General features: G+C 73.0%; 17 protein-coding genes. 13 read left to right on the plus strand and 4 right to left on the minus strand.

Annotated features, from left to right (window positions below; genetic code table 11):
• The first annotated feature begins 130 nt into the window (after window positions 1–130).
• From MET2598_RS0132065 to MET2598_RS0132095, 7 genes are all read left to right on the plus strand, one after another.
• Window positions 131–1,219, plus strand: a complete 1,089-nt coding sequence (locus tag MET2598_RS0132065; RefSeq protein ID WP_018263623.1) for an RHS repeat protein — start codon at window positions 131–133, stop codon at window positions 1,217–1,219.
• Between the two features lie 1,974 nt (window positions 1,220–3,193).
• Window positions 3,194–4,735, plus strand: a complete 1,542-nt coding sequence (locus MET2598_RS0132070; RefSeq protein ID WP_018263624.1) for a PAS domain S-box protein — start codon at window positions 3,194–3,196, stop codon at window positions 4,733–4,735.
• Window positions 4,725–5,357, plus strand: coding sequence for a response regulator FixJ (fixJ, locus tag MET2598_RS0132075; RefSeq protein ID WP_018263625.1), 633 nt, complete (start codon window positions 4,725–4,727; stop codon window positions 5,355–5,357). Before MET2598_RS0132070 ends, fixJ begins: the two co-directional genes overlap by 11 nt.
• A 124-nt stretch (window positions 5,358–5,481) precedes the next feature.
• On the plus strand, window positions 5,482–5,844 hold the full coding sequence (locus tag MET2598_RS0132080) for a response regulator transcription factor (protein WP_012335762.1): 363 nt from the start codon (window positions 5,482–5,484) through the stop codon (window positions 5,842–5,844).
• Between the two features lie 144 nt (window positions 5,845–5,988).
• On the plus strand, window positions 5,989–6,672 hold the full coding sequence (locus MET2598_RS0132085; RefSeq protein ID WP_018263626.1) for a helix-turn-helix domain-containing protein: 684 nt from the start codon (window positions 5,989–5,991) through the stop codon (window positions 6,670–6,672).
• 40 nt (window positions 6,673–6,712) lie between these two features.
• Window positions 6,713–7,693, plus strand: a complete 981-nt coding sequence (locus MET2598_RS0132090) for a zinc-dependent alcohol dehydrogenase family protein (protein WP_018263627.1) — start codon at window positions 6,713–6,715, stop codon at window positions 7,691–7,693.
• A 97-nt stretch (window positions 7,694–7,790) separates the two neighbouring features.
• Window positions 7,791–8,135, plus strand: coding sequence for a hypothetical protein (locus MET2598_RS0132095; RefSeq protein ID WP_018263628.1), 345 nt, complete (start codon window positions 7,791–7,793; stop codon window positions 8,133–8,135).
• A gap of 127 nt (window positions 8,136–8,262) precedes the next feature.
• On the opposite strand, the gene MET2598_RS0132100 is transcribed toward MET2598_RS0132095, so the two are convergent.
• Together MET2598_RS0132100 and MET2598_RS0132105 are read right to left on the minus strand one after the other, a co-directional pair.
• Window positions 8,263–8,739 carry an Hsp20/alpha crystallin family protein gene (locus MET2598_RS0132100; RefSeq protein WP_012335758.1) on the minus strand — a complete coding sequence of 159 codons (477 nt, stop codon included), beginning with the start codon at window positions 8,737–8,739 and terminating at the stop codon, window positions 8,263–8,265.
• A 79-nt stretch (window positions 8,740–8,818) separates the two neighbouring features.
• Window positions 8,819–9,634 (minus strand): universal stress protein, encoded by an 816-nt coding sequence (locus MET2598_RS0132105; RefSeq protein WP_012335757.1) that lies wholly within the window; start codon window positions 9,632–9,634, stop codon window positions 8,819–8,821.
• Between the two features lie 274 nt (window positions 9,635–9,908).
• Between MET2598_RS0132105 and MET2598_RS0132110 the strand changes: the two genes are divergently transcribed.
• The 5 genes from MET2598_RS0132110 (at window position 9,909) to MET2598_RS0132130 (ending at window position 16,534) form a co-directional block, all read left to right on the plus strand.
• Window positions 9,909–10,997: an ABC transporter ATP-binding protein gene (locus MET2598_RS0132110; RefSeq protein ID WP_236728856.1), complete on the plus strand. Its 1,089-nt coding sequence runs from the start codon at window positions 9,909–9,911 to the stop codon at window positions 10,995–10,997.
• A gap of 311 nt (window positions 10,998–11,308) precedes the next feature.
• Entirely contained in the window at window positions 11,309–13,150 is a 1,842-nt protein-coding gene (locus MET2598_RS0132115; protein WP_012335755.1) for a PHA/PHB synthase family protein, read from the plus strand.
• 2 nt (window positions 13,151–13,152) lie between these two features.
• Window positions 13,153–13,917, plus strand: a complete 765-nt coding sequence (gene fabI, locus MET2598_RS0132120; protein WP_018263629.1) for an enoyl-ACP reductase FabI — start codon at window positions 13,153–13,155, stop codon at window positions 13,915–13,917.
• Window positions 13,918–13,919: 2 nt separating this feature from the next.
• Entirely contained in the window at window positions 13,920–15,368 is a 1,449-nt protein-coding gene (locus tag MET2598_RS0132125; RefSeq protein ID WP_012335753.1) for a bifunctional enoyl-CoA hydratase/phosphate acetyltransferase, read from the plus strand.
• The gene (locus MET2598_RS0132130) at window positions 15,365–16,534 is read left to right on the plus strand and encodes an acetate/propionate family kinase (protein ID WP_012335752.1); all 1,170 of its coding nucleotides are present in this window, start codon (window positions 15,365–15,367) and stop codon (window positions 16,532–16,534) included. The genes MET2598_RS0132125 and MET2598_RS0132130 overlap by 4 nt, the downstream gene beginning before the upstream one ends.
• A 51-nt stretch (window positions 16,535–16,585) precedes the next feature.
• On the opposite strand, the gene MET2598_RS0132135 is transcribed toward MET2598_RS0132130, so the two are convergent.
• Both MET2598_RS0132135 and mgtA read right to left on the minus strand, forming a co-directional pair.
• Complete coding sequence (locus MET2598_RS0132135; RefSeq protein WP_018263630.1) at window positions 16,586–18,115, minus strand: bifunctional aminoglycoside phosphotransferase/ATP-binding protein; 1,530 nt, start codon at window positions 18,113–18,115, stop codon at window positions 16,586–16,588.
• Entirely contained in the window at window positions 18,105–20,729 is a 2,625-nt protein-coding gene (gene mgtA, locus MET2598_RS0132140; RefSeq protein ID WP_018263631.1) for a magnesium-translocating P-type ATPase, read from the minus strand. Before mgtA ends, MET2598_RS0132135 begins: the two co-directional genes overlap by 11 nt.
• Before the next feature lie 138 nt (window positions 20,730–20,867).
• Between mgtA and MET2598_RS43485 the strand changes: the two genes are divergently transcribed.
• Window positions 20,868–21,002: a hypothetical protein gene (locus MET2598_RS43485; protein WP_018263632.1), complete on the plus strand. Its 135-nt coding sequence runs from the start codon at window positions 20,868–20,870 to the stop codon at window positions 21,000–21,002.
• The last annotated feature ends 540 nt before the right edge of the window (window positions 21,003–21,542 follow it).

The raw sequence follows: 21,542 nt of genomic DNA on the forward strand, positions 1-21,542 counted from the left end.
CTGGTCCAAGATCGCATCAGGGATGCGGGGCGCTTTGCGTCGTGCCATCGGGAACCTCCTTCGGGTTCACTATGGCCGCCCCACACGAAATTCCTGACAGTCCCGCTACGTCCCGGCCATCGGACCGGAGGTGCGCACCCGCATCAGCTACAACCAGCGGGAGGATAGCCAGCCTTCGGTGTTCGGCTTCTTCAACCTCGGTCCGAAATGGACCATCAACTGGTTGAGCTACGTCTCGGACGACCCGCAGAACCCGGGCGGGAACGTGTCCCGGGTGATCGCGACGGGGGGCGCCTACTTCTACACGGGGTATTCCGGAACGACCGGCGCGTTCGCGCCCCAGAGCGACGACGGCTCGGTTCTCACCCGGGCGGCGGAATCTCCGATCGCGTATCGCCGCAGGCTGCGCGACGGGACGACAGAGATCTACGCCGAATCGGACGGCAGCACCGGCTTCCCGCGCCGCATCTTCCTCAGCAAGGTGGTGGACCCGCAGGGCAACGCGCTCAGCTTCACGTACGATGCGCAGCTGCGCCTGACGGCGCTGACCGACGCGGTCGGGCGGCAGACGCGTTTCGGCTACGGGCAGCCGGGCCGGCCGCTGCTGCTCACCCAGATCACCGACCCGTTCGGCCGCAGCGCCTCCCTGTCCTACGACGGGCTCGGACGGCTGAGCGCCATCACGGACGTGATCGGGCTGACCTCGCGCTTCACCTACGACGCCAACGGCCTCGTGACCGCGCTGACGACGCCCTACGGCACGACCCGCTTCGCCTTCACGGCCCCCGGCACCAGCGCGCCCCCGCGCTTCGTGGACGTGACCGATCCCCTCGGCTTCCACGAGCGCGAGGAGTGGCTCGAACCCGCCCCGATCCCCGACAGCGAGCCGGCCGCGACCGTGCCGCAGGGCATGCCGGTGGCGCCGGCCAACCAGTACCTCACCTACCGGAACAGCTTCCACTGGGACAAGGACGCCTACGAGCAGGCCGGATGCACGCCCGCGGGCGGGTGCGACTACGCGAAGGCCCGCCTCCGTCACTTCGTGCATGCCGGCAACGGCATCAAGGGCGTGGCCATCGAGAGCGAGAAGCAGCCGCTCGAGAACCGGGTCTGGTACAATTACCCGGGACAGCCGGACGCGATTTCCAGTGGTGCCTTCAACCGCCCGAGCGCGGTGGCGCGCGTGCTCGACGACGGCACGACGCAGCTGACGCGCTAACTTGTATTCACATGCGCAAAACTCTCCACAGCGCTGGGCAGATACGAGCGGATTAGCACCTGGAGCTATCCCTCTCTGCGCGATAGCACCTCCCTCTTTGATCGATCCATCGGCGGAAATCACCGGCATCAGTGGCCATGGACTCAAACGGATGCAGAAAGAGGCATAACGCCAAGAGCCTTGAATGATGCAGTCAATAATCCTATTAGTGTCGAGCTTCAGCCCAACGGAAACAAAAGATATATAGGCGCAAGCTGCACAGTCGTTCTCTCTCCGAGTGGATGGGTGGTCTCATGTTGGTAGCCAGAAACATTACATTCAGCTCAAGGGACGTCAATTTGTGTATTATTCCCGGAAAAATCCACGATACGGACGAGAGCGGCACCACGTGGATTTCACTGACATTAAATCTCATCGACAATGATAGAAAATTCACAAAAGTAGACGATTTCATGAGCGTTGAGGAATATAATACCCTGGCGAGACACCTGAGAAATAGAGACACATTTCCGTCGAACAGCATGGTGTCTTTCAATGAACCCTCTTTCAGAGTTTTAAGATTCTCAGAAATGTCAAAGATCATAGTATTTATGTCCCTTGAGTTAATTCCTCGATGGGAGCAGGGAGATTTGTACATTAGATATTTTCCGGAGAATGAGGTCAGGGCAGAATAGTCGCATTCTGCGAAACCCGATTCCCATCGCAGAGGATTCGTGTTGCGCTCGCCGCCGTGCCGTACCCGTGACGCGCCGAAGATGACCACCGAGAGCAGGTTTAGGCGGACGCGATAATTGCGAATCCGAGATCGACAATGGAGACATATATTACAATGGCGAATGTATAGGAAATCTCGGAGATTAGGTGATGGCAGGAAGCCGGGATAGAGAAACCAAAATTAGGATCAACTTAAGATTCTGGAGCCAAGTGATGGAGACACAAGTCCTCCAGTCCCTTGTTGAAGGATATCTTCCGATATAATCAGACTACATAGAACATATTCGCAAGTTGAAAAACGTTTGTTCTTACGTATTATACGCAGATAAAATCGCAAATTCGCTCTCTTCTTACGCTGAATATATCTAGTACTTTCTCACGAGCGCCGCCACAAATGAAATACTGGTTTGCACCTGCAGATCGTTGCGGGTGGATGCTGTACTCTGGATTGCGATCATATCGGCACAAAATTCTTTGACGTTAAGAATTATGATATCAGCGAAGCCACGATCTCCACGTCCCGCTCTCTGGGAATCAGTATTTTCCTTGAAAACTACCAGAGAATTCAGAATGGGAATCCGAAAAAATATTGGCTATTTTAGGTGGCGAAGGGCAACACGCCCTGAGCCCCGCGGGTCCTCGACCGAGCGGTTCGTTCGCCCGCTGCCGGTAAACAATTTGACGTTCTTCATTGAGCCGTGTTCCAGAATGTTGAGGTTTTCAGAAATGTCGAATATTATCATTTTCATGTCTCTCGAGCTGATCCCTCCATGGGAGGAAGGGGATTTGTACATGAGGTACTTCCCCGAAAGCGGGGTGAAGGCAGAGTCGGAAGGGTCCGGGGGACCCGATGTCCCGCCGCACAAGATTCGGACCGCGCCGCCCTCGCCGCCGTTCCATGGCCGCGACGCGTCGGAGATGATGACGCGCAGGCATCGCCCCCGGCGGCCTCGCCCCGCGAAGGACCGGGACCGGGCACGATCCCGGGCGGCCCCCGAACAGATCGCAGGGACGGGCCCTGCCATCGGCCAGCCCCCGGCGCGCATCCGGGCACGCATCCCGCCCCTACCCGCCGCCTCCGCCATTTGCTAGAAAACCGCCAGGAACGAAGAGATGACGACCGAACAGGGGGTGGCGCGCCGCACAGCACGGCGGACACACTCCGGTCCGGCTCCGTCGAAGCAGGACGAGCAGCGCGGATTGTCTTCTCTGACGGCACCGGACCTGGGATCTTCGACGGCACAGGTCGGATCTGACGCGGTGCCGGAGAACCGGCCGGCGCGAAGCGGCCTCGATCCCTCCGAATTGAGGGCCACCCTCGACGAGGCCGGAATCTGCACCTGGTCCCTGGATCCCGCCACCGGCGCGGTCGCGGCCTCGGCGGCCTGCGACGCGCTCTTCGGCGCGCCCGAGGGCAGCCTGACCAGCCTCGACGCCTTCCAGGCCCGGATCCACCCGGAGGACCGGCCCGGCCGGGCCGCCGCCATCGCGCGGGCGCTCGCCGAGGGCGGCACCTACGAGGTCGATTACCGCGCCCTGCGGCCGGACGGGCGGACGGCCTGGCTGCGCTCGCGCGGCCGGGTCGAGCTCGACGCCGCGGGGAGGCCCATGCGCCACCGCGGCGTCGTCTTCAGCATCGACGCGCAGAAGCGCGCCGAGGACGACCTGCGCGCCCGCGAGGCCCACCTGCAATCGATCCTCGACACCGTGCCGGACGCCATGGTGGTGATCGATGCCGAGGCCCGCATCCACTCCTTCAGCGCCGCCGCCGAGCGGCTGTTCGGCCACGCCGCCGCGGAGGTGATCGGCCGCAACGTCAACCTGCTGATGCCCGAGCCGGACCGGCAGCGCCACGACGGCTACCTCGCCCGCTACCACCGCACCGGCGAGCGGCGCATCATCGGCACCGCCCGCATCGTCACCGGCCAGCGCCGGGACGGCTCGACCTTCCCGATGGAACTCGCGATCGGGGAGATGCGCTCGGGGGAGCGCGTCTTCTACACAGGCTTCATCACCGACCTGACCGAGCGCCAGGAGACCCAGGCCAAGCTCCAGGAGCTGCAGGCCGAACTCGTCCACGTCTCGCGGCTCAGCGCCATGGGGGAGATGGCCTCGGCCCTCGCCCACGAGCTCAACCAGCCCCTCGGCGCGGTCAGCAACTACGCCCGCGGCTGCCGCCGGCTCCTCGACCAGGCGGGCGGCGTGCCGTCCCGCGCCCTCGACGCCATCGACCGGGTCGCCGAGCAGGCCCTGCGCGCCGGCCAGATCATCCGGCGGCTGCGCGACTTCGTGGCCCGCGGCGAGACCGACAAGCGCATCGAGCGGGTCTCCCGCCTGATCGAGGAGGCGAGCGCCCTCGCCCTGGTGGGGGCCCGCGAGCAGGGCGTCGTGTTCCGCTCCCGCCTCGATCCGCGGGTGCGCGCCGTGCTCGCCGACCGCGTCCAGATCCAGCAGGTGCTGGTGAACCTGATCCGCAACGCCCGCGAGGCGATGCAGCCGGTGCCGCGGCGGGAGATCACCGTCGAGGCGCGGCCCGCCGCGCCCGGGATGGTCGAGATCGCCGTGGCGGATACCGGCCCGGGCATCGCCCCGGAGGTCGCCGACCGGCTGTTCCAGCCCTTCGTGACCACCAAGGCGACCGGCCTCGGCGTCGGGCTGTCGATCTGCCGCTCGATCGTCGAGGCGCATGGCGGCCGCCTCGCGGTCGCCCGCAACGCGGCCGGCGGGGCGACGTTCAGCCTGACCCTGCCGGCCGCGCGGGTCGTGGAAAGCCAGGAGGGGGAGCTCGCCGATGGCGGCTGATCCGGCGGTGCACGTCGTCGACGACGACGACGCGATGCGCGACTCGGTCGGGTTCCTGCTCGACACGGCGGGGTACACCGCGCGCCTCTACGAGGCGGCCGAGCCGCTGCTCGACGCGCTGCCGGGCCTCGCGGAGGGCTGCATCCTCACCGACATCCGCATGCCCGGGATCGACGGGATCGAGTTCCTGCGCCGGGTGCGGGCGGCCGGCAGCCCGCTCCCGGTCATCGTCATGACCGGCCACGGCGACGTGCCCCTCGCGGTCGAGGCGATGAAGCTCGGCGCCAGCGACTTCATCGAGAAGCCCTTCGACGACGAGACGCTGCTGCGCGCGGTGCGCGGCGCCCTCGCCCGCCCGGCCCCCGCGACCGCCCCGCTCCCCGGGGCCGACCCGGCCGACCCGGCGCTGCGGGACTTCACCCGCCGGGTCGAGACCCTGAGCGGGCGCGAGCGGCAGGTGCTCACCCACCTCGTGGCCGGCGGCACCGCCAAGGAGATCGGCCGGGCGCTCGCCATCAGCCCGCGCACCGTGGAGATCTACCGGGCCAAGGTGATGGCCAAGACCCAGGCCGCCTCCCTCTCCGAACTCGTGCGCTGGGCCGTGCGGGCGGGCCTCGCCTGAGCCGGCAGGCCGGGCGGCACCGGCCTTGAGCGAGATCAAGCCCGGGCGGCCCGTCGCCCGCTATGATGCGGGTCGTCAGCCGTGCCGCGATGCTCCTGTCGCGGGCGGCGTGAGGGAGCCGGTCGTGGCCATCTACATCGCGGACGACGATCCTGCCGTCCTGAACTCGCTGCAGTTCCTGCTCGAGAGCGAGGGCTACGCGGTCGCGGCCTTCGCGAACGGCAACGACCTGCTGGCCGCCTTTCCCGGCCCGCAACCCGCCTGCGTGATCCTCGACGTGATGATGCCGGGCCTGAGCGGCCTCGACGTGCTCTTCGCCCTGCGCGCCCTCGACGTCCGCGCGCCCGTCGTCCTCACCACCGGCCACCCGGATCCCCAGATCCGCCGCCGCGCCGCCGAGGCCGGGGTGCCGCTGGTCGACAAGGCGCTGGCGGCCCAGGCGCTCCCGGCCCTCCTCGCCGCGGGGCCGGGCGGCGCGCCGGCCTGACGCGACGCGCCGCGGCCCCGGCGCGCCTACGCAGATCTCCTTAAGCGGGTCCCCGTAAGAGATCGCCCGGGATGTCGCCGCCCCCCGGTTCCCGCCACTCTCCCCCCATCCGATCAGGACGGGGACAGGACGGGGACAGGACCCATGGCCATCGACACCGTTTCGCAGCGACCGCTCCCGATCGCGGGCGCGCCCGCCGCCGGTCTCGCGCCGGGCAGCTTCTTTCCCGGCTGCCCCGACCTCGTCGGCTCGCCCACGGGCTTCACCCGCGACGAGGAGATCTACGGCGAGGGCGAGGAGGCGGAATTCGTCTACCGGGTCGTCAGCGGCGCCGTGCGCACCTGCAAGATCCTGGGCGACGGCCGGCGCCAGATCACCGGCTTCCACCTGCCCGGCGACCTGTTCGGGTTCGAGCAGGGCGAGGTCCACGGCCACAATGCCGAGGCGATCTGCGACACCAAGGTCATGATGGTCCGCCGGCGCCAGATCGCCCGCGTGGCCGCCGAGCGCGCCGAGGTGGCCGTGGCGCTCTGGGGGCTGGCGGCGCGGGATCTGCGGCGGGCGCAGGAGCACATGCTGCTCCTCGGCCGCGGCTCGGCCCAGGAGCGGGTGGCGGCCTTCCTGCTCACCGTCGGCGAGCGCCTCGGCGATGCCGGCCACGTCGCCCTGCCGATGACCCGCCGCGACATCGCCGATTACCTCGGCCTCACCCTGGAGACCGTGTCGCGCACGATCTCGCAGCTCGAGGGCGAGGGCGCGCTGCTGCGCGCCGGCGCCCGCCAGGTCACCCTGCGCAAGGGCCGCATGCGCCGGCTGGTCGAGGAATGAGGAGAGGGTCGGGGCGGGCCGGCGCGACGGGAGGCTGACGATGCGCGCGATGGTCCTGCACCGGATCGGCGGGCCCCTCGTCGCCGAGACCCGGCCCGACCCGGTCCCCGGCCCCGGCGAGGTCCGCATCCGGGTCGAGGCCTGCGCGGTCTGCCGGACGGACCTCCACGTCATCGACGGCGACCTCCCGGACCTGCGCCTGCCGATCGTGCCCGGCCACGAGATCGTCGGGCGCGTCGAGGCCCTGGGGCCCGGGGTGGCGGCGCCGCGTCCCGGCGCCCGGGTCGGCGTGCCCTGGCTCGGCCATACCTGCGGCCGCTGCCCCCATTGCGCGGCGGGCCGCGAGAATCTCTGCGACCGGCCCGGCTTCACCGGCTACACCCGCGACGGCGGCTTCGCCACGCATGTGCTGGCGGAGGCCGCCTACACGATCCCGCTCCCCGAGGAGGCGGATCCGGTCGCGACCGCGCCGCTCCTCTGCGCCGGGCTGATCGGCTGGCGCACGCTGCGGATGGCGGGCGAGGCCGCGACGCTCGGCCTCTACGGATTCGGGGCGGCCGCCCACATCGTGGCCCAGATCTGCCGCCGGGAGGGCCGCGCCGTCCACGCCTTCACCCGGCCCGGCGACCGGGACGGGCAGGCCTTCGCCCGCCGCCTCGGCGCCGTCTGGGCGGGCGATTCGGACGCGCCCCCGCCCCTGCCCCTCGACGCCGCCCTGATCTTCGCCCCCGACGGGCGCCTGGTCCCGGCGGCCCTGCGCGCCGTGCGCAAGGGCGGGACCGTGGTCTGCGGCGGCATCCACATGAGCGACATCCCGGCCTTCCCGTACGCGCTGCTGTGGGGCGAGCGGCGGATCCTGTCGGTGGCGAACCTGACCCGTGCGGATGCGCGGGATTTCTTCGCGGCGGCGCCGCGGGCCGGCATCGTCACCCACACCCGCAGCTTCCCGCTCGCGGAGGCCGAGGCGGCGATCGCCGCGCACCGGGCCGGGCTGAAGGGGGCCGCCGTCCTGGTGCCGTGACGCGCCTGCGGCCCGTGACGGGCCTGCGGCCCCTCGGGCGCCGGCGGCGCGTCCTGTATCCTGCGGCCGCACCGAATCAGCTCCGCGAGCCCGCACCATGACACCGCCGAGGCGTTTCCCGCGCCCGCTCCGCTCCGTCGCGGCCGCCGCCGCCCTGCTCTCCTGCGCGACCGCCGCGGCCGCCAGGCCCGCCACGTGCCGGACGAGCGACGAGGGCGAGTACCCCTGCACCTTCACGGCGATGGGACGCCAGGGAAGCTTCAGGATCTCCGCCGCGGGCAAGCCGACCGTCACGCTCGAGGTCGACCGGCCCGGCGTGGCGTTCGGCTATCTCACCCTGGGCGGCCGCACCGTGCCGCTCCCGGGCGAGTACGCGCGCAGCACCGAGGATCCGGCCTGCTGGATCAACACCGCGACCAGCGCCAAGGTCTGCGCCCGCTGAGGACGCGCGCCGCGTCGGCGCGGCGGGCGGCCGGCTCGTCGGGACGATGCGGCAGCGTCCGCGCGCGGGACGCGGCCGATCCGTGACCGGATCCCCGCGTCCGAGGCCGAGGGGAGCGCGGCCCGGATCAGCCGGCCTTGATGTCGATCGTCCGCGCCCGCGGGGCGCCGGCATGGGGCTTGGGCAACCTCAGGGTGAGCACGCCCTTCTCCATCCGCGCCTCGATCTCCTCGGGCTGCGTGCCCGCCGGCAATTCGATGGCGCGCGAGAAGGCGCCGTAGCTGCGCTCCGTCACCCGGCGGGTGCCCTTCATCCCCTCCCGCTCCTGGCGCTTCTCGCCCCGGATCACCAGCATGTCGTCGATCAGTTCGAGCTGGACGTCGCTGCGCTCCAGGCCGGGCAGCTCCGCCGTCACCTCGACGTGGTCGTCCCGCTCGACGACGTCCATGCGGGGCATCGGGCCCTGCAGGAAGGCCGGCAGGCCGGCCCGCACCTCGCCGAGCATCCGGTCGAACTCGCGCTGCAGGGGCGGCTGGACCGCCGTGAGCCCGACCAGCGGATCGTCGTGCCGGCCGCCCAGGGCCAGAATGGACTTGAGGTTCATGGGACTCTCCCTCGATCGGCCGGGCTCCCGCATCGGCCCGGCCTCGCCTCGCGCGCGGCGGGCGTGCCGCGGCGCGCCCTCAGCGGGACATCAGGACCGGAACCGTCATGGAGCGCAGCATCGTGCGGCTGGTGCCGCCGATGAGCGCCTCGCGCAGCCGGGCGTGGCCGTAGGCCCCCATCACCAGGAGGTCGGCGCCGCAATCGGCGACGTGGGACAGCAGGGCCTCGGCGGGCGGGATGCCGGCCCGGACGACCCGGAAGGTCGCGTCGACGCCGTGCCGGGCGAGGTGGCGGACCATGCGCCGGGGCAGGTCCTCCGGCGTCGGCTCCTCGGCCACGGTGACGACCTCGACGCGGTTCGCGCGCCGCAGCAGCGGGAGCGCGTCGGCGAGGGCGCGGGCCGCCTGGGCGCTGCCGTCCCAGGCCACGACCGCCGAGGTCAGGGCGGGCGGGGCGGCCTGGATGTAGGGCACGATCAGCACCGGGCGGCCCGACCGGAACAGCAGCGGCTCCATCTGCGCGTCGGCGGGCTTGGGCGCGGCGTGGTCGGCCTGCTCGATCACCACGAGGTCGCACAGGCGCGCCCGCTCGGCGAGCTCCTGGGCGGCCTCGGGGGCGGAGCTGCAGATCACGACGCTCTCGCAGGAGAGCCCCGCCCCGCGGGCGGCGGCCGCGGCCTCCTCGGCCGCCTCGGCGGCGCGCTCCCGCGAACTCCGCTCCGCCGAGACGATCATGTCGTAGCGGATCTCGGCCTGCGCGTAGGTCTCGAAGGGCACGGCCGGCAGCACGCCGGCCGCCGTGACGGAGGCCCCGGTCTCGGCCGCGAGCGCGAGGCCGCAGGGCAGCGCGCGCCGACCCACGCCGTCGACGACGATCATCAGGTCCCGGATCATGGTGTCCTCCCGGCTCAGTCCGGCTCAGTGCGGGGAGGATCCCGCCGGACGCGCGGATCGGCCTTGATCCAGCGCAAGGGATCCGGCGGCGAGGGATCGAGCGCAAGGGATCGAGTGACTGCGATCGAGTGACTGCGCTCGAGCCCGAGGGCCGGCCGCGGGGTGAGGGGGCCGCGGCCGCACAACCCTTGAGGCGGATCAAGGCGACCCAGCACGGGAGGCGGTAGTGAGCCGGCTATAACCCGGCCGCGGCGCCGGAGGGAGGGAAACGCCCATGGCGACAGGGCCCATGGCGACGGGGCATGTGCGGGAGGCCGCGCGGCCGCGGGACGAGGCACCGGATCTCTGCCGCCCTTCGCCCGCGCCTTCGCCCGCGCGCAGCACCCCTCCCGACCTGCTGACCTTCATCTGGCGCGAGAGTGCCGTGGCGCAGGTCTGGCTCGCCCTCCTGGTGGTGGCGGTGTTCCTGGCGGGGGTGCTGCCCCTGGAGATCCAGCGGCGCGCGGTGGGCCACGCCGTGAAGGGGGCCGACCCGCAGGTGCTGCTGCGGCTCGCCGTCCTCTACGCGCTCACCGCCTGCGGGCTCGGGCTGCTGAAGCTCGTGCTCAACATCGGTCGCGGCTTCGTCGCCGAGCGGGCCGTGCGCCGCCTGCGCGCCGCCATCATGGAGGATTGCCACGGCGCCGGGCTGCACGGCGGCGCGCCGCGGAGCGGCGCCGGGCAGGCGCGCGGCGTCGAGGTGGCGCTGGTTCTGGACGAGGCCGAGCCGGTGGGCGGCTTCGTCGCCTCCTGCTTCTCGGAGCCGCTCCTGCAGGCGGGCATCCTGGTCACCACGCTCGCCTACCTGGCCATGCTCAACCCCGCCATGGCCCTGGTGGCGCTGGCGGTGTTCTCGCCCCAGCTCGTCTTCGTGCCGCTGATGCAGCGGGCCATCAACCGCCGGGTCGGGGCGCGCATCGGCCTGCTGCGGCGGGTCAGCGGCGGCATCGTGGAGGCGCGTTCCGGCGCCGTCGCGCCGGCCGAGGCGGAGCGGCTCGACGCCGTCTTCGGCCTCAACATGGGGATCTTCCGGATCAAGTTCTCGATGAACTTCCTGATGAACATGTCCTACCACCTCGGCGTGGCGGGGATCCTGGGCGTCGGGGGCTACGCGGTGGTGACCGGCGAGGCGGAGGTCAGCACGGTCGTCGCCTTCGTGTCGGGGCTCGCGCACATGAACGACCCCTGGGGGGACCTCGTGAACTGGTTCCGCGAGGTCAGCGTCACGCGCACCAAGTACGACCTGATCGCCCGGGCGACGGGCGCGCTGGCGGAGGGGCACGTCGCGCAGGCCTGCGCGGTACCCGGGGCGGCCGCGCCGTGAGCGGGGGCGCCGCGAGCCGGGCCCGGCGCCGGGCGGATCGGAGATCGGGGATCCGCCTCGTACCCCCGCGGGAGAGGGGCCCCCCCGCGCGGATCGTGCGCGGTGCGCGGATCGTGCGCGGTGCGCGAATCGTGCGCGACACGGCCCACCGAGGCCTCGTTTGCCAAGGTATTGCCGAGCGTTTGCCGAGATCGCATCCGGCGCCCCGCGCATCGGACGATCCTGAGCGCGTGCGTGCAGCTCAGCTCTGATCTGGATCAGTGGGCGGAACGCCGTGCCCGGCTAGGAGAGGCGGGCGCTGGAGACCCCCCATGCTCGCGACTTCCCCCACGCAATCCTCGGCCGCGATCCCGGCCCGCCCCCCTGCCCTCCGCCTCGTGCCGCCGGTCGCGGCCGCCGGTCCCGTCCGGGACGCCGCGGAGCCCGGTGACGACCTGCACGACGCCGGCCAGGCGATCGACCAAGCGGCCCATGCCGCGGTGGCGCGGCTCACCGGCGGCCTCTCGCCGGCGGCCCTGGCCAATGCCTGGCTCGACTGGAGCGTGCACGCGGCCTTCTCGCCCGGCAAGCAGGCCGAACTCGCCGCCAAGGCCTTCCGCAAGGGCCAGCGCCTGCAATCCTTCCTGTGGCGCAACCTCCTGGTGGGGGCGCAGGCCGAACCCTGCATCGAGCCCCTGCCCCAGGACCACCGCTTCGACGACCCGGCTTGGCGGACCTGGCCCTTCTGCCTCTACCAGCAGGGTTTCCTGCTCACCCAGCAATGGTGGCACAACGCCACCACGGGCGTGCGCGGCGTGGCGCGGGCGCACGAGGAGATCGTCGCCTTCACGGCGCGCCAGATGCTCGACGGGGTCTCGCCGTCGAATCACCCCCTCACCAACCCGGTCGTCCTCAACGCGACCCTGGCGAGCGGCGGCGCCAACCTGGTGCTCGGCGCCCTGAACGCCCTGGAGGATGCCCGGCGCGGGCTCGCCGGCCTCAAGCCCGCGGGCGCCGAGCGCTTCGCGGTCGGGCGCGAGGTCGCGGTCACCGAGGGCGAGGTCGTCTACCGCAACGACCTGATCGAGCTGATCCAGTACGCGCCGAAGACCGGCGCGGTCCGGCCCGAGCCGGTCCTGATCGTGCCGGCCTGGATCATGAAGTACTACATCCTCGACCTGTCGCCGGAGAATTCCCTGGTCCGCCACCTCGTCGGCCAGGGCTTCACCGTGTTCATGATCTCCTGGCGCAACCCGGGCCCGGCGGACCGGGACGTGTCCTTCGACGATTACCGGCGGCTCGGCGTGATGGCCGCCCTCGACGCGGTCTCGGCGATCCGGCCGGGCCGGGCCGTGCACGCGGCGGGCTATTGCCTGGGCGGCACGCTGCTCTCGATCGCGGCGGCCACCATGGCCCGGGACGGGGATGCGCGGCTCGCCTCCCTCACCCTCTTCGCCGCGCAGGTCGACTTCACCGAGGCCGGCGAGCTCACGCTCTTCATCAACGAGAGCCAGATCAGCTTCCTGGAGAGCCTGATGCGGAGCGAGGGCGTCCTCGACTCCAAGCAGATGGCCGGCGCCTTCCAGCTGCTGCGCTCGAACGACCTGATCTGGTCGCGGATCGTCAACAGCTACCTGCTCGGGCGGCGCGAGGCGGTGACCGACCTGATGGCCTGGAACGCCGACGCCACCCGGATGCCGGCGCGGATGCACGCCGAGTACCTGCGCCGCCTGTTCCTCGACAACGACCTCGCGGAGGGCCGCCTGCGGGTCGAGGGCCGGCCGGTGGCCCTGACCGACATCCGCGCCCCGATCTTCGCCGTCGGCACCGAGAAGGACCACGTGGCGCCCTGGCGCTCGGTGTTCAAGCTCACGCTGATGACCGACGCGGACGTCACCTTCCTGCTCGCCAGCGGGGGCCACAACGCGGGCATCGTCTCGGAGCCCGGCCATCGCGGCCGCCACTACCGCGTGCACAGCAGGGCGGCGACCGACCGCTACGTCGATCCGGACAGCTGGCTCGACCTCGCCCGGCTCGAACAGGGCTCCTGGTGGCCGGAATGGGCCTCCTGGCTCGCCGAGCGGTCCGGCCCGCCCGAGCCGCCGCCGCCGATGGGGCTGCCGGGCGCGCCGACGCTCGGCCCGGCCCCCGGCCGCTACGTGCGGGAGGCCTGACCATGGCCCTGCTCGCCGGCAAGCGCGCCCTCGTGGTCGGGGTCGCCAACGCGCAGTCGATCGCCACGGGCTGCGCCCGCGCCTTCCGGGAGAACGGCGCCCGCCTCGCCCTCACCTACCTGAACGACCGGGCCCGGCCCCACGTCGCCCCCGTCGCCGAGGAGCTCGGGGCGGAGATCCTCGCGCCCCTCGACGTCACCCGGGAGGCGGAGCTCGACGCGCTCTTCGCGCGGGTGGAGGCGGCCTGGGGCGGCCTCGACATCCTCGTCCACTCGATCGCCTTCTGCCCGAAGGAGGACCTGCACGGCCGCGTCACCGATTGCTCGCGGGAGGGCTTCCTCACCGCCATGGACGTCTCGGTGCACTCGCTGATCCGGATGACGCGGCGGGCCGAGCCGCTGATGCGGGCGGGCGGCAGCATCCTGACGGTGAGCTATTACGGCGCCGAGAAGGTGGTCGACCACTACAACGTGATGGGGCCGGTCAAGGCCGCCCTGGAGGCCGGCGTGCGCTCGCTCGCGGTCGAACTCGGCCCGCGCGGCATCCGGGTCAACACCCTCTCGCCCGGGCCGGTCGTGACCCGGGCGGCCTCGGGGATCGACCATTTCGACGACCTCGTCGAGGCCGCCCGCACCCGCGCGCCGGAGCACCGGCTCGTGACCCTGGAGGAGATCGGCCACATGGCCGCCGCCCTCTCGGCCGACGGCGCCCGCGGCGTCACCGGCACCATCACCTTCGTCGACGGCGGCTTGCACGCGGTGGCCTGATCATGGAAGCCCTCCAATTCATCGAGAACCGCACCCTGGCGGAGATCCGGGTCGGCGACAGCGCGAGCCTCGCCCGCACCCTGCAGCCGGACGACATCCGGCTGTTCGCGGTCGTGTCGGGGGACGTGAACCCCGCCCATCTCGACAAGGACTACGCCGATACGGACCGCTTCCACGGGGTCATCGCGCACGGGCTCTGGGGCGGCTCGCTGATCTCGGCGGTGCTCGGCACCGCGCTGCCGGGGCCGGGCACGATCTATCTCGGCCAGTCCCTGCGCTTCCTGCGGCCGGTGAAGATCGGCGACACGATCACGGCCCGGGTCACCGTGCGGACGAAGGACGAGGCGCGGGCGCGGCTCGTCCTCGACTGCGCCTGCCTCAACGACCGCGGCGAGAGCGTGATCAGCGGCGAGGCCGAGGTGATCGCGCCGACCGAGAAGGTCCGCCGGCCCCGGGTGCTGCTGCCGGAGGTGCACCTGCACGAGCGCGGCGCCCAGTGGCGCCGCCTGATCGACGCGGCGCGGGGAAGGCCCCCGATCCGCACCGCCGTGGTCCATCCCTGCGACGCCGTCTCCCTCGAGGGCGCGCTGGCGGGGCGGCGGGCCGGGCTGATCGAGCCGGTCCTGGTCGGGCCGCGGGCCAAGATCGCGGCGGCGGCCGAGGCGGCGCGGATCGCGCTCGACGGGATCGAGATCGTCGAGGCGCCCCACAGCCACGCGGCCGCCGAGCGGGCGGTCGACCTCGCCCGGGCCGGCAGCGTGGCGGCGCTGATGAAGGGGGCGCTGCACACCGACGAGATCCTCTCGGCGGCCCTGCGCAGGGAGGCGGGCCTGCGCACCGAACGGCGCATGAGCCACGTCTACGCCCTCGACGTGCCGCATTACCGCAAGCCGCTCTTCATCACCGACGCGGCGGTCAACATCGCGCCGAGCCTCGCGGAGAAGCGCGACATCGTCCAGAACGCCATCGACCTGTGCCGGGCTCTGGGGATCGCCGAGCCCAAGGCGGCGATCCTCTCGGCGGTCGAGACGGTGTCGATGCGGATCGGCTCCACCCTCGACGCGGCGGCGCTCTGCAAGATGGCCGAGCGCGGCCAGATCACCGGCGGCCGCGTCGAGGGGCCCCTGGCCTTCGACAACGCCATCTCGCGGGAGGCCGCCGCCGCCAAGGGCATCGCCTCGCCGGTGGCGGGGGACGCCGACATCCTGGTCGTCCCCGACCTCGTCTCGGGCAACATGCTGGCCAAGCAGCTCATCCATCTCGCGGGGGCGGACGCGGCCGGGCTGATCCTCGGCGCGCGGGTGCCGATCATCCTGACGAGCCGCGCCGACAGCGCCGAGGTGCGGGAAGCCTCCTGCGCGCTGGCCCAGCTCTTCGCGCATGCGGCGGCGTCGGGGGACCCCGCCTCCGCCGAAGGAGGCGCCGCGTCCGCCGAAGGAGGCGCCGCGTGACCGACGCGATCCTGGCGATCAATGCGGGCTCGTCGAGCCTGAAATTCGCGCTCTTCGCGGCCGACACGCTGGAGCCGCTCTGCCGGGGCGGCGTGTCGGGCCTCGGCGGCGCCGTGAGCGTCGAGGCCGCGGGCCCGCTCGCCCTCAGGGCCGGCGACGCGCCGGGGGCGGGCAGCGATCACGCGGCCGCGGTGGCGTGGCTGCTCGACGCGATCCGCCGCACGCCGGACCTCCTCCTGCGGGCGGCGGGGCACCGGGTCGTGCATGGCGGGCGGGACTTCTCGGCACCGGTGCGGGTGGATGCGGGGGTGCTCGCGGCGCTGGAGCGGCTGGTGCCCCTGGCCCCGGCCCACCAGCCCCACAACCTCGCGGGGCTGCGGGCCGTGGCGGCGTCCTGGCCCGACCTGCCCCAGGTCGCCTGCTTCGACACCGCCTTCCACCGCACCCAGCCGCGCCTCGCCCAGCTCTTCCCGATCCCGTGGGCGCTGAGCGAGGAGGGCCTGCTGCGCTACGGCTTCCACGGGCTCTCCTACGCGCACGTGGCCGAGATCCTGCCGGATCTGGCCGGGGCGCGGGCGGAGGGGCGGGTGATCGTGGCCCATCTCGGGCACGGCGCCAGCCTCTGCGCCCTGCGGGAGCGCCGCAGCCTCGCCTCGACCATGGGCTTCACCGCCCTGGACGGGCTGATGATGGGCACCCGCTCGGGCGCCGTCGATCCGGGGCTGGTGCTGCACCTGATCCGCGAGCGGGGCATGAGCGCGGAGGCGGTGGCCGACCTCCTGAACAACCGCTCGGGGCTGCTCGGCGTCTCGGGGATCAGCGACGACGTGCGGGCCCTGCAGGGCTGCGACGATCCGCGGGCCGCCGAGGCCCTGGCGCTGTTCGCCTACCGGGCGGTGCGGGAGGCGGGCTCGCTGATGGCGGCCCTCGGCGGGCTCGACGTGCTGGTCTTCACGGCGGGGATCGGCGAGCACGCGCCCGCCCTGCGCGCGGCGATCGCCGAGGGCCTCGCCTTCGCGGGGGTGGAGCTCGACCCGGCCCGCAACGCCGCGAACGCGACCCGGATCAGCCGGGACGCGTCGCCGGTCGCGGTCTACGTGGTGCCGGCGAACGAGGAGCGCCCGATCGCCCGGGCCGCCGCCGCGCTGCTGGCCGGGCGGGGGTGAGGGGCGGATGCGGCGTCGCGCCCGACCGGGCGGGCGGGGGCCTCCCCGCCCCTACCCCGCCCGGGGCACCGGCCCCCGCGCCAGGATCACCGCCCGCAGCGTCTCCGGGGGCAGGCGGGCGTCGAGGCGCTCCCAGGTGATCTCGCCGCAGGCCCGCTCCGCCTGGGCGGCGAGCACCGCGGGGGTGGCGTCGGACGGGTCGTCCCGCCGGGCCGCGATGCGCGCGGCGAGCATCGGCACCGGCGCCTGCAGCCAGACGCCCCGGAAGGAGGCGCCGCCCGCCCGCGCCACCGCGGCGATCGCCTCCCGCTCGTCCGGACGGTCGAAGACCGCGTCGACCACCACGCTCGCCCCACCCGCGAGGGCGCGGGCCGCCTCCGCCCGCATCGCCGCGTAGACCGCCTCCGACATCGCGGGCGCGTAGGCCTCCGCGGGGAGCGGCGTCAGGGCCGGCACGCCGTGCAGGCGCTTGCGGGTGCGGTCGCTGCCGACGATCCGGGCGCCCGGCGGCGGGCCCAGGAAGGGCGCCACCGCGGCCGCGACCGTCGACTTGCCCGAGCCGCTGAGGCCCCCGACCGCCAGCAGCACCGGGGCCTCGTCCGCCTGCAGGCACTGCTCCGCCAGGGCGAGGTAGGCCCGCGCCTCGCGCCACAGGCCCCCCTCCGCGGCGGCCGGCGCCTCCGCCGCCTGGCTCGCCGTGACGTGCGCCCGGATGACGGCGCGCAGCGCCATCAGGAAGGGCAGCAGGCCCGCCCCGTCGATCTCGTCGGCCTCGTCGAGGTAGCGGTTGACGAGGAGGCTCGCGAGGTCGCCCCGGCCGCGGTGCCAGAGGTCCATCAGCGGGAAGGCGAGGTCGTAGAGCACGTCGATCGTGCCGAGCTCCTCGTCGAATTCGAGCCCGTCGAAGGGCGTCGGCACCCCCTCGAACAGGCAGATGTTGCGCAGCGTCAGGTCGCCGTGGCAGCGGCGGACCTTGCCGGCCGCGCGCCGCGCCTCGACGCGCGCGGCGTGGCGGCCGAGCGCGGCCCGGAACCGCGCCGCGAGGGCGTCGGCCACCTCCGCGGCGACGAGGCCGCTCGCCCGCAGGCCGCGATCGTTGAGGGCGACGAGGCGCTCCATCGCGGCGGCGCCCCCCCGCGCCGGGCTCGCCGGCGCCTCGGCGTGCAGGGCGGCGATGCGGTGGGCGAGCGCGGTCAGGAGGGCGGGCGTGGCGCGCCCGTCCTGGACCATCGCGTCGAACAGGTCGGCCGCCGGGAAGCGGCGCATCTCGACCACCGCGTCGACGAGCGGGCCGCTGCCGTCGAGGACGAGGCCGCCATCCGCCCCCCGGGTGATCCGGTGCACGCCGCGATAGAGGCCGGGCGCCCAGCGCCGGTTGAGGGCGCATTCCGCCTCGCAGGCCGCGAGCCGCCGCGGCGCGGTCGAGAAGTCGAGGAAGGGGAAGCGCACCGCCCGCTTGAGCTTGAACACCCGCTCCCCCGCCAGGAGGACGACCGAGATGTGGGTGCGGATCGTCTCGACCGCGCCCGCGGCGCCGAGGATCCGGCGCAGGAATTCGAGGATCTCGGTCTCACCCGGCATGGCCTCGTCCTCTCCGGCGCGAGGGCAGGAACCCGGCGGGGCGGCGGGCGCCGGTGGCCCAGGGCTTCACCGCCTCGGCCGCGGCGAGGTAGGACGCCGTGATCGCCGCGATGGCCGCGAGGAGCGCGGGCGGCGGCGGCGCGAACCCGAACCACGGCCCGGCCGGCGTGAAGGGCAGCAGGAGCGCGACCGCGAGCGCCGCCAGCGAGGTGACGGCGAGGACGCTGCCCGGGCGGTCGCGCCAGGGCCGCCCGGCCGTGCGGATGACCACGATGACCAGGATCTGCGTCGCCATCGATTCGAGGAACCACGCGGTGCGGAAGACGTCGGGCGCCGCCCCGAAGCCGAGGAGCAGCACGCCGAAGGTCAGGAGGTCGAACAGGGAGGAGAGCGGCCCCATCACGGCGGCGAAGCGCAGCAGCCCCGCCATCTCCCAGGTTTGCGGGCGCGCCACCGCCTCGGGCCGCACGTGGTCGAACGGGATCCCGATCTCCGACAGGTCGTAGAGCAGGTTGTTGAGCAGGATCTGGGTCGGCAGCATCGGCAGGAACGGCAGGGCCGCCGAGGCCGCCGCCATCGACAGCATGTTGCCGAAATTCGAACTCGCCCCCATGCGGATGTACTTGAGGATGTTGGCGAAGGTGCGCCGCCCCTCGGCCACGCCGGCCGCCACCACGGCGAGGTCGGGGGCGAGCAGGATCATGTCGGCGGCGGCCTGGGCGACGCCGGTCGCCCCCTCGACCGAGAGGCCGATATCGGCCTGCCGCAGGCCCGGCGCGTCGTTGATGCCGTCGCCCAGGAAGCCCACGACCTCGCCCCCCGCCTGCAGCGCCTTGACGATGCGGGCCTTCTGGTCGGGGGCGAGGCGCCCGAAGGCGTCGACCCGGCGCACCTGCACGGCGAGGGCCTCGTCGCCGAGCGCGGCCACCTCCGTCCCCGACAGCACCGAGGGGGCCGGCAGGCCGACATGCCCGGCGAGGCGCCGCACCACGACCGGGTCGTCCCCCGACAGGATCTTCACCCGGACCCCCGCCCGCGCGAGCTCCGCCACCGCGGCAGCGGCGTCGGGCTTGGGCGGGTCCGCGAAGGCGCAGAACCCGTCGAGGACGAGCCCCGCCTCCCCGGCATCCCGCGGCCCCGCCGCCTCCCGGGAGGCGACCGCGATGGCCCGGTAGCCCTCCTCGGCGAGGGCCCGCAGCCGCGCCAGGCAGGCGGCGCGGTCGGGATCCCCGAGGGGCGCCGTCCCGGCCCCGTCCCGCCGCTCCGTGCACAGGGCGAGGACGGCCTCGGGCGCGCCCTTGACGATGAGGCGCGGGCCCTCCGGCCCCTCGGCCAGGACCGCGCCGCTGCGGCGTCCCGCCTCGAAGGGGCGCAGGGCGAGGAGGCGCCATCCCTCCGCGGCGGCCCCGTCGGCCCGCGCCGCGCCGTCGGGCCCGACGGCGCCGTGGCGCCGCAGCGCCGCGTCGAGGGCCCCGCGCTCGCCGCCCAGCGCCGCCGCCACGGCCCCGAGCCGGGCCGGGCGCGGGTCGTCGCGGCCGTCGGGCCCGAAGCTGCGCGCGAGCACGATCTCGGCCGAGGTCAGGGTTCCGGTCTTGTCGGTGCAGAGCACCGTCATGGCGCCGAGGTCGTGGATGCCCGCGAGGCGCTTCACGATCACCTTGCGGCGGGCCATGCGCAGCGCCCCGCGGGCGAGGGTCACGGTGGTGATCATCGGCAGCAATTCGGGGGTGAGGCCGACCGCCAGGGCCACCGCGAAGAGGAGCGAGTCGAGCACCGGCCGCCCGAGGGCGACCCGGACCGCCAGCACGGCCACCACCAGCACGAGGGTGAGCCGCGCCACCACGAGGCCGAATTCGCGCAGGTCGCGCTGGAAGGGCGAGGGGGCGGCGCTCTCGGCGAGGGAGGCGGCGGCGGCCCCGAACATCGTCGCGCGGCCGGTGGCGGCCACGAGGGCGAGCGCCTCCCCGCTCTGGGCGACGGCGCCGCGGAACAGGGCGTTGGCGGCCTCGGCGGGGGCCGTCGCCGCGACCGGGCCGGGCCGCTTCTCGACCGGGTAGGGCTCGCCGGTCAGGGCCGCCTCGACGGCCGAGAAGGCGGCGCTGGCGAGCACGAGGGCGTCGGCGGGCACGATGTCGCCCGCGCGCACGCGGATCAGGTCGCCGCGCACGACCTCCTCGACCGGCACGGTCCGGAAGCGGCCGTCGCGCTTGACCTCCGCCGTGAGGGCGACCGAGCGCCGCAGCGCCTCCGCGGCCCGGACGGCGTGGCCTTCCTGGAGCGTGTCGAGGCCGATCGACAGGGTCAGGATGGCGATGATGATGACGCCCCCGCCCCAGTCGCCGGTGGCGATCGAGACCAGCCCCGCCGCGAGCAGGATCAGCGAGAAGGGTTCGAGCAGCCGCCGCAGCACCGCCCGCAGGACGCCGTCGGCCCGGGCCGGGCGGTCGCCGTTGGGGCCGTCCTCGGCGAGGCGGCGCGCCGCCTGCGCGGCGCTCAGGCCGTCGAGGCCGCATCCGAGCCGCGCGGCGAGCGCCTCCGGGCTCCCGGTCCAGAACGGCCCGTCCTCCCGCGTCCCGCCCGGATGGGTCCGCGCCGTCTCCGCGTCATGCCGCATGTGTCGCCCCGCCGCCGCCCTCCCGGGGCGCGCCGCATTCTGCCCGCGCGGCGGCGAGCGGCCTTGATCCACCGCAACCGGGCGCCGTGGAACGGCCGCCGAGCTTGAGCGTTGAGTGGAAAACAGGAGGAACGCCCCATGACGAAGGCCTGGAGAAGCGTCGAGCAGATCGCGAGCGCCCGCGGCATCTCGGTCGAGGAGGCCCGCGCGCTGGTGCAGGCGCGGAACTGCCCGAAGGTGTTCCACGGCACGGTGACGCTCTACCTGCTGTGAGCGGCCCGTAGACCGTCCAGCCCGGTCACGGCGCCGGCACGCGGAGGACGGCCCGTTCCGGCCTGCCCGTTCCCCTGCCGACCCGGCGCGATCGCGCCGAGCCTGAGCACGATCTCGGCTCCTGGCGTCTTGGTCCGGCCTGCGCGGGATGGGCGTCGGACGGCGTCCTGGTGATCGGTCCGGCACGATGTCCGGCCAGGGCCGTCATGGCCCGTCGTCATGGCCCGTGCGGTGTCCAGACTCCCCCGTGTCCCGGATCTCCCTCCGCGTCGTTCCGGGCAGCCGGTCCGGGCCTTGCCGAACGGCGGTGCTGACCCCATCGATCGAGAGCCGCAGCGTTCTCAACCCCCGAGCGCCGGCCGGCGCGGCAGGCGGCAGGGACGCCCCGTCCTCCGATCCGGGACGCGTCCCCTGGGGAACGCGGCTTGCGTCGTCCCTGGCGGTTTCACCCGCCCGGCGATCGGGCCGCCGCTTCTGATCCGCGATGGCACAGGACCGTCCCGGAGCGCGCGGAGGCGCGAACCGCGGCCACCCCGCGAG

It is taken from the genome of Methylobacterium sp. WSM2598 (assembly GCF_000379105.1).
Classification (GTDB): domain Bacteria; phylum Pseudomonadota; class Alphaproteobacteria; order Rhizobiales; family Beijerinckiaceae; genus Methylobacterium.